Raw genomic sequence first — 8,734 nt, forward strand, 5'->3', positions numbered from 1 at the left:
GGTGGGTCAGGCTGCGGTGCGGCCGAGATCGCGGGTGTCGAGGTGGTGTCGGCCCGGGCCGACCGTCAAGGGGCCGCGTCCGGGCAGTTCGACCAGCCCTTGGCAGCCCTCGGGGACGGTGATGTGGACGCTCATGCCGGACGGGGTCAGTTCCCAGGAGATGGCGGCCAGGCCGTAGGGCGTCATGTGCTGCGCCTTGGCCCAGGTGATGCCGCCGCCCGGCCGTGGCCGGAACCGCAGGGTGCGATAGCCCGGTGAGGTGAGTTCGAGGCCGGCGACGACCCGGTGCATCCAGTCGGCGACGGCGCCGAGCGCGTAGTGGTTGAAGGAGGTCATGCCGCCGGGGTTGAGGGTGCCGTCCGGGCGCAGGCTGTCCCAGCGCTCCCAGATGGTGGTCGCGCCCATGGAGACGGTGTAGAGCCAGGACGGGCACTCGGTCTGGGTGAGCAGCCGGTAGGCGGTGTCCAGATGGCCGGTGTCGGTCAGCGCGTCGCAGATGAGCGGTGTGCCGACGAAGCCTGTGGCGATGCGTGCGTCGTCCTGGAGGACGAGTTCCGCGAGGCGGTCGCCCGCGATCTGCCGCCGGTCGGCATCCGTGATCAGGCCGAAGGCCAGGGCGACCGAGTACGCCGTCGGGGCGTCGCTGGTCATGCGCCCGTCGGGCTGAACGTAGCGGGCGTGGAAGGCCTCGGTGACCTCGTCGGCGAGCCGCCCGTAGCGTGCCTCCAGGTCGGTGTAGCCGAGTTCGCGGGCCGACCACTGCAAGTGGCGGGCGGAATGGGCGAAGTAGGCGGTGGCGACGAGGTAGCGGTCGGTGCGGGCGCCGGCCGGATCGTCCGGTGGGGCGATGGGGTCCAGCCAGTCTCCGAGCTGGTCTCCGGTGTCCCACAGGCGGCTCGGTCCGGCGAGGTTCTCCATCAGGTCCACCCAGCCGCGCCCCATGGGGAAGTGGCGGCGCAGGAGTTCGAGGTCGCCGAAGCGCTGGTAGAGCACCCAGGGGGTGAGGGTGGAGACGTCGCCCCAGGCTGCGCCGGGTTTGATCGGGGTCCACTGGGGGCCGCCGGGGATGACGGGCACGTACCAGGGGATGGTGCCGTCGGGGAGCTGTTCTACGGCGACGTCGTCGAGCCAGGAGTCGAGCATGCCGGCGCAGTCATAGAGGAAACTCGCGGTCGGGGTGAACACCTGGATGTCGCCGGTCCAGCCGAGCCGTTCGTCGCGCTGCGGGCAGTCGGTGGGGATGTCGACGAAGTTGCCGCGCATGCTCCAAACGACGTTCTCGTGCAGTCGGTTGATCATCGGGTCGCTGCACTCGAACCAGCCGGTGCGGGTCATGTCGGTGTGGTGGACCCGTGCGGTCACGGCGTTCGGGGCGAGATCGCCCGGCCAGCCGCTGACTTCGGCATACCGGAAGCCGTGGAGGGTGAAGCGGGGTTCCCAGGACTGTTCGCCGGAGCCGTCGAGAATGTACGTGTCGGTGGAGGTCGCTGCCCGTAGGGGGCGGGTCGCGAGCTCGCCGTCCTGGAGGACCTCGGCGTGGCGCAGGACGACGGTGGTGTCGGCCGGGCCGTCAACGGTGATCCGCAGTCGGCCGACGAGGTTCTGGCCGAAGTCGAGTACGTAGCGGCCGTCGCCCTTGTCCGTGATGACGGTCGGCGAGATCTCCTGGGTGCAGCGGACCGGGGCGCCCTTGGGTGCGATCAGCGTGCGCGGATCGCGGGTTCGGGTCGACACCGCCGTCCAGCTGTGGTGATCGCCGCCGATGGCGCCTGCGGGGGTCGACCAGGCGGGGTCGTGGAGGCGGGCGTCGAAGGTCTCCCCCTCGTAGAGGCCGCTGAAGAGGATCGGGCCGGTCGCGGCCTGCCAGGAGTTGTCGGTGGCGATGACGGTGGTGGTGCCGTCCGTGTGGGTGACCTCGAGTTGGGCGATGAGGGACTGGTCGGTTCCGTAGAGGTTGCGGTAGCCGCCGTCGAAGCCGATGTGGCCGCGGTACCAGCCGTCGCCGAGCCAGGCACCGATGGTGTTGGCGCCCTGGGTGAGGTGGCCGGTGACGTCGTACGTGTAGTAGCGAAGCCGTTCGCCGTAGACGGTCCATCCTGGTGAGAGGGTGTCATCGCCGACGCGACGGCCGTTGATCTCGGCTTCGTACAGGCCGTGGGCCGTGATGTAGAGCCGTGCCCGGAGCACCGGGGCGGTAAGGCTGAAGTCTCTGCGGACGCGGGCCGGCCGACGGTCGCTGTCGAGATCTTCCGGCCAGGCGGGGCCGACGGGCACGGCGGCCCAGTCGTCCCCGTCCAGCAGCCCCGCCTCGACGGTGCTGGGCTCACTCCACCCGGACGGTTCGACGGTTCCTTCCGTCCAGACCCGCACGCGAACGGTCACGTTCGTCCGTGACGACAGGGGTTGCCCGGGCCAAGGTATGAGTACCTGCTCTGAACTGGCGATCCGCCCTGTGCGGTACGTGACGCCGCCTCGATCGAGTTCGAGTTCGTACGCGTCCTGCAGAACCGCTGCGTCGGGCAGACGCCAGCTCAGGCGGGGTTCGGCGACTCCGATGCCGAGGCCGTCCAGCAGGTGTTCAAACGTGACCGGGGCAGGCTGAGAGGACATCGTTGGGGGGTGACCTTCCATGAAAGCGGGCGGGCGTGTGCGCTGCCGGGGCAGGTGGCCGTCAGCCCTTGACGGCGCCCGAGGTCAGGCCCTTCATCACCTTCTGGTTGAGGAAGAGATAGATCAGCAGGGTGCCGAAGACGTTGATGCAGATCGCGGCGAACAGGGGGCCGTACTGGGTGGCGCCGAAGTCACCGGTGAAGTTGAGGAGGCCGACCTGGATGGTGCGCAGGTCCTGGCTGTTGGTGAACGTCAGCGCGATGAGCAGGTCGTTCCAGATGAAGAAGAACTGGACCAGGCCGACGGTGAGGATGGCGTTGCGGACCATGGGGACGCTGATGGTCCAGAAGGCGCGCAGGATGCCGGCGCCGTCGATGGTCGCCGCCTCGAACAGCTCACGCGGGACGGTCTTGTAGTACGTGGCCATCATGAAGACCGTCAGCGGCAGAGCGGTGCCGGTGTAGGTGAGGATCAGCGGCCACAGGGTGCCGGACAGGCCGGTCTGGAAGTACACGGTGAACAACGGCAGCAGGATCATCTGCGCGGGGACCATCATGCCCGCGAGGAAGATCAGCAGGGCGAAGTCGCGGCCCTTCCACACCATGACCTGGAGGGCGAAGCCGGCGGCGGTGCCCAGCAGGAGGATCAGGGCGAGGGCGGGGAGGACCGCGAGGAGGCTGTTCTGGATGTACAGGCCGATGTTGCCGGTGGTCCAGGCGTCCGTGTAGTTGCTCCACTGCCAGTGGGTGGGCAGGCTCCAGGTCGAGTTGTTGAGGTAGTCGTTGTTGGACTTCAGCGAGGTGAGGAACATCCACACCAGCGGGTAGACCTCGACGACCAGCAGCAGCGCGACGACGGTCTTCACCCAGAGGCGGCTGCGCGGCCGCCGCGCCGGCTTGTGGGACGAGGCTGGCACCCGGCCACCACCGCCGGCAGTACCGGCGGTCTTCAAAGGTGTGTCGATGGCCATGGGTTCAGCCCTTCGTGAGGTCGTGCCGCGAGACGCGGAAGACGACCAGGGTCACCAGCAGACACACGACGGTCAGCAGCAACGCGATGGTGCTTCCGTAGCCGTAGTCGCTGTAGGTGAACGACGTCTGGAACATGTACAGGGTCAAGGGAGTCGTGCCGTTACCGGGTCCGCCGTTGGTGAGGGCGACGATGGAGTCGAAGACCTTCAGCGTGCCGTTGATGCTGAAGATGACCGATGACATGAGCACCGGGAACGACATGGGCAGCACGATGTGGCGGACGAGCCGCAGGCCCGAGGCGCCGTCGAGCCGTGCCGACTCCAGGACCTCCTCGGGGATGTCGACCAGACCGGCGAACAGCAGGACGGCGTAGAAGCCCATCGAGCGCCAGATGTCCATGATGACCAGGACCCAGAAAGCGTGGCTCGCGCTGCCGAACCAGTCGATGGAGTCGATTCCGACGGCGTTCAGGAGCGAGTTGACGGGGCCGGTCCGAGGCGCCACTTGGAAGAACTTCTGGAACAGCAGGCCCACAGCCACGGTCGGCAGGACGACAGGGAAGAAGACCAGGGTGCGGATGAGCGCGGAGGCCCGCTTGAGGAAGAAGACGTAGAGCAGGGCGAGCAGGTAGCCGGCGACGACCTGCCCCACGGTCACGACGAGTGCGTACTTGGCGGTGAACCACAGGGCGTCGCGCACGGCCGGATCGGTGAACAGCCGGTGGAAGTTGCCCAGACCGTTGCCGGTGAAGCCCTGGATCGTACTGCCCTTGGTGATCGAGTAGCCCAGGGACCACACCATCGGGACCAGCATGACCAGGGAGTAGACGAGGGCGGCGGGCCCCAGCAGGATCAGGACCGCTTTGCGGTCACCGAGTACGCGGTGCATGAGTGAAGTCCAGTTCTTGAAATTGCCTGCTGACATGAGGTGCTGCTCAGGAAAGGCTTCCTGAGCAGCGACTCGTCACTTGCCGGACAGTGCGTCCTGAACGGTCTGCATGAACTTCTGCGGGCTCAGGCTTCCGTTGACCAGTCCGGCGGCATTGGACTGGCTGATCGTGGTGGCCTTGGTGGAGAACAGAGCCTCGAACCACAGCACGTTCTGCTTCGAGGAGCTGATGGTGTCGCGGACCTGGCCGGTGACCTCGTTGGCGTTGTCGACCTCGGTGTTGACCTTGAAGCCGGAGATGGTGCCCTGGTCCTTCAGCGCGGTGCTGCCGTAGTTCTTGGTGATGCAGGAGACCCAGGCTCCGGTCTTCTTGTCGAAGCTCTTCGCGCCGAGGGTGATGCCGAGGCCGACGTTCGAGGGGTACTGGTCGATCGCCCCCTTGCCTCCGGAGACGGCGGGGAAGGGCATGAAGCCGACGTTGTCCGCGCCCACGGTGTTCTGCTTCGCGTCGGCGATGTTGGCGAGCGCCCAGCTGCCCATGTAGAGCATGCCGGCCTTGCCGGAGAGGAACTCGTTCATGGCGGTGTCGTAGTCGATGGACCCGACGCCCTTGCCGAAGTAGCCCTTCTTGCCGAGCGCGGATATCTCCTCGGCCGCCTTCACGTACTGCGGGTCGGTCAGCTTCGCCTTGCCGTCAGCGACATCCTTCAGCGCGTCCGGGCCAAGGCTTCGGTACAGGTAGCCGCTGATCAGCCGTGTCAGCGGCCAGCCCTGCTGGCCGGAGGCGGCGAACGGCTGGATGCCCTTGGCCTCCAGCTTCGCGGCAGCCGAGACGAGTTCGTCCCAGGTCCCGGGCACGCTCAGGCCGTTGGCGGTGAAGATCTTCTTGTTGTAGAAGATCCCCTCGATGTTGTACTCGTACGGCAGGACCTCCACCTTGCCGCCGTAGAGCGCCTTGATCGTCGAAACGGCGGCCGGCTCCAGCTGGTCGTAGACGCCGAGGTCCTTGAGCTTCGCCTCCAGGTCGGCGACCTGACCGGACTTGGCGAGCTGCTGGGTCAGGGCCGGGGCGTTGCCGGCGGCGAACTGGACCGGCAGAGCGTTCTGGCCGGCGAGCAACTGAAGCTTCTGGTCGAGGCTCGCTTGCGGGACGGTCTCCACCTTCAGGGGCAGAGCGTCGTTCGCCGACTTGCACTGTCCCTTGGACAGGGTGCCCAGCGCCGTCTTGACGGTGGTGTTCTCCGTAACGCTCAGATAGCTGAAGTTCTTGGGCGCGGAGGCTGAACCGCCTCCCGTGCCACCGCAGGCGGAGACGAGCACGACCATCGCGGCGGCACTCGCGGTCATTCCGGCGAGGCGGGCCCTTCTGGCGGCGGACGAGTCGGTGATCACAGCATGGCTCCCAGTCATCGTTGAACGAAGGACGCACGGCGAAGGCCTGCGGTGGGGGTCTGCGGCGGAGAGGTTTTTGTATAACGTTCTCTACGTCGAAGTGCGCACCACAGTGCACGCCCTTACGTCCAGCGTCAAGACATCGAGTCGTAACACCGAGGAAAAGCTGGCCTCATCTAGCGCACAGGTGGACAATCGTGTAGACCGTTGTATCCAGCAGATCAGCTCAGGGGGCACGAAGCATGGGGCACGGCTCGCAGCGCAAGAAGCGGGTGACGATCACCGAGGTGGCCCAGCACGCGGGAGTGTCGACCGCCGCGGTCTCCAAGGTGATGCGCAACGCCTACGGCGTGAGCGCGGCGATGCAGGAGAAGGTCCGCGCAGCCATCGCGGAGCTCGACTACCGCCCGCATGCGGCGGCCCGGGGCATGCGCGGCAGGACCTACACGATCGGCGTGCTGCTCGACAACATCCGCAACACGTTCTTCGCCGACATCCTCGACGGCATCCGCGACGAACTCCACGACAGCGAGTACACGGTGCTGGTCGGCGCGGCAGGCTTCGGCGCCGACGCGCAGAGCAAGACCATCCGCTCCATGGTCGACCGGCAGATGGACGGACTCGTCCTCATCGCCCCCGGCACCCCCCGCGCCGAGGTCCTCTCCATGGCCGAGACGACGCCAACCGTGATCATCGGCCACCACGACCCTTCCGACCTGCACGACTCCGTCGTCGACGCGGACGGAGCGGGAGCGAGCCTCGTGGTGGACCACCTGGTCTCCCTGGGACACCGCAAGATCACGCTGGTCTCCGCCTCCGGCAACCGCTCCAGCAAGTGGGCACGCACTCCCGAGATCGTGCTGACCAACGGCTACACGGAGGCGATGGGCCGCCACGGCCTCACCGAACAGACCCGCGTCTGCCGCACCGCCTACTCCGACGACGGCGGCTACAAGGCCGGCATGAGCCTACTGACCCAGGAGGACCGGCCCACCGCGATCATGGCCGGAGCCGACGTAGCAGCGCTCGGCGTGTGGCGGGCGGCTCACGAACTGGGCCTGCGCGTCCCCGAGGACATCTCCCTGGTCGGCTACAACAACACCGCGGTGGCCGACCTCGCCACCGTCCAGCTCACCAGCGTCGACCAGGCCGGCCACAACATGGGCGCCACCGCCGCCCGACTGCTCATCGAACGCGTCGAAGGCAGACGCGATCACGCCGTCCAGACCAGCATGACCCCTCGACTCGTCGTACGCGGCAGCACGAGCGCGCCTCGCACCTAGAGTCCAGTCGTACGGGCGGGCGCCCGCCGGGGGCCTGTGTCCAGTCGTCCAAGCCGCGCCCCGCCCGGGGCCAGTGACCAGTCGTCCGGGCCGGGCCCCGCCCCGGGCCGGTCCCCAATCGTCCAAGCCGCGCCCCGCCCGGGGACAGAGGCAGGCTGTGAGGCTGGCCCGCCCGGGGCCAGAGGCAGGCGTGTGAGACTGGCCGCCGTGACGCACGATGCCTCAGCCACTCCCACGATGGCCCGCCTCTTCGTTCCCGAGCCGGAGGGCTGGGGCCTGCGGGGAGACCCGTTTGTCTGGCGGGCGCTTCGTGACCACCTGGCCCACACTCCCCTGCCCGGCTCGGTCGATGAGGTGGTCGATCTGGTTCATGCGGCGTTCCGCGAGGTGACCGGGACCGACCTGACCACTGAACGGGAGCCGACGGTGTACCTGGAACGGTACGCACACGGCGGGATGTCCAGCGGACACATCGCCCTCGATGTGTGGCGCGAGCGGCTGATCCCGATGCTGGCACAGCGCGCGCGGGCAGCGCTGGGAGGCTGAACTCTCGCCGGAAATAGTCCGGTTCGGCTTCGGCCTGATGGTGGCGGAGGGCTGGGGGAACAAGGCCGAGGGCGGCTGGCGGCTGGCGGCTGGCGGCTGGCGGCTGGCGGCTGGCGGCTGGCGGACGAAACGGCGCCGGTTCACTGGAGAAGCGGGAAGCTGCTCGAACTGCCCGTCTCGCCGCTGACCGCTTCGAGCACAGCCCGGATCAGCCCACGGTGTCGCGGAAGTAGACCGTAAGACTCGGCCGAAGCCCGACCGCGGCGATCGCCGTATTGCAAGACGAGATCCTCACCCGAACCCAGCCGTCCCGCCGGTCGGCCGGCCGGCCGATGAGCCGGTACGGGCCGACCCGGCCCGGATCACCAGGCCGTGATGGATGAACTCGCGTGGACAACGACGTCCCCACAGGCAAGAACACCCACGACCGCGTCTGCCGGGCCCGCGACTGTCCCGCGCTCACCGGAGGAACTCCGCCAGACGACCGACCGGACCGACCCGGCGCACCGCGCGGGGGATGATGGGGATGGAATGACAGAACGCGAGGTCAGGAACTTCTATGGCGAAGCCGGTTCACCAACCCCGTGAGGACGCGGAGTTCGATTTCATCCTCAAGATGAGCCAAGTCCCGGTACTCGCATACTTCACCGGGACTTGGCCCAAAGCCCTCGAGCCCTGCCGGGCGATGGACCTCGTCGTGGGGGTCATCGCCGACGAGTACTCCGGCCGTGTGACGGTCGTCCGCACCGACATCACGCGCTGTCCGGCCGCAACCCAGCGATACGGAATCACCGGAGCCCCGTCCTGCGTCCTGCTGAAGGAGGGGGAGGCAGTCGCGCACGGCACCGGGCCCATGACCATCGCGGAGGTACGAGAGTTCCTGGACAGCCACCTCTGAGAGGGCGTTTGATCTAGATCAATTGCCCTTTATGTTCTAGTAAGTTCCTCGCCAGGTGGGTGTCGTCTCGTCCGTTATGCGCTTGGTGAGGTTGTCGATCGAGGCGACGTGGATCATGGCCTCGGAGCTGGCGGGCAGGGTCTCGT

Annotated in this window: 7 protein-coding genes and 1 pseudogene; 3 read left to right on the forward strand and 5 right to left on the reverse strand. The window is 67.6% G+C overall.

Translation table 11 applies throughout. The features are described from left to right. Positions 1-6: 6 nt before the first annotated feature. From ABZV42_RS39825 to ABZV42_RS39840, 4 genes are all read right to left on the reverse strand, one after another. Complete coding sequence (locus ABZV42_RS39825; protein WP_356057058.1) at positions 7-2,610, reverse strand: family 78 glycoside hydrolase catalytic domain; 2,604 nt, start codon at positions 2,608-2,610, stop codon at positions 7-9. Positions 2,611-2,671: 61 nt separating this feature from the next. Beyond that, positions 2,672-3,580: a carbohydrate ABC transporter permease gene (locus tag ABZV42_RS39830; RefSeq protein ID WP_356057061.1), complete on the reverse strand. Its 909-nt coding sequence runs from the start codon at positions 3,578-3,580 to the stop codon at positions 2,672-2,674. 4 nt (positions 3,581-3,584) lie between these two features. Continuing rightward, positions 3,585-4,505 (reverse strand): sugar ABC transporter permease, encoded by a 921-nt coding sequence (locus ABZV42_RS39835; protein WP_356057062.1) that lies wholly within the window; start codon positions 4,503-4,505, stop codon positions 3,585-3,587. A gap of 39 nt (positions 4,506-4,544) precedes the next feature. Continuing rightward, on the reverse strand, positions 4,545-5,861 hold the full coding sequence (locus ABZV42_RS39840) for an extracellular solute-binding protein (RefSeq protein ID WP_356057064.1): 1,317 nt from the start codon (positions 5,859-5,861) through the stop codon (positions 4,545-4,547). Positions 5,862-6,103: 242 nt separating this feature from the next. Here ABZV42_RS39840 and ABZV42_RS39845 point away from each other — a divergent pair, with 242 nt between their 5' ends. The 3 genes from ABZV42_RS39845 to ABZV42_RS39855 all read left to right on the forward strand — a co-directional run bounded on the left by ABZV42_RS39845 (position 6,104) and on the right by ABZV42_RS39855 (position 8,588). Further along, a complete protein-coding gene (locus ABZV42_RS39845; protein ID WP_356057066.1) occupies positions 6,104-7,144 on the forward strand; it encodes a LacI family DNA-binding transcriptional regulator in 1,041 nt (346 codons plus the stop codon). Positions 7,145-7,381: 237 nt separating this feature from the next. Next, on the forward strand, positions 7,382-7,690 hold the full coding sequence (locus ABZV42_RS39850) for a hypothetical protein (protein ID WP_356057069.1): 309 nt from the start codon (positions 7,382-7,384) through the stop codon (positions 7,688-7,690). 559 nt (positions 7,691-8,249) lie between these two features. Beyond that, the gene (locus tag ABZV42_RS39855) at positions 8,250-8,588 is read left to right on the forward strand and encodes a thioredoxin family protein (protein WP_356057071.1); all 339 of its coding nucleotides are present in this window, start codon (positions 8,250-8,252) and stop codon (positions 8,586-8,588) included. Between the two features lie 36 nt (positions 8,589-8,624). On the opposite strand, the pseudogene ABZV42_RS39860 reads toward ABZV42_RS39855, so the two are convergent. Then, positions 8,625-8,734: pseudogene (locus tag ABZV42_RS39860) on the reverse strand (IS5/IS1182 family transposase); the annotation flags it as partial.

Origin of the sequence: Streptomyces sp. NPDC005281 (assembly GCF_040607495.1) — a bacterium.
Lineage (GTDB): Bacteria > Actinomycetota > Actinomycetes > Streptomycetales > Streptomycetaceae > Streptomyces.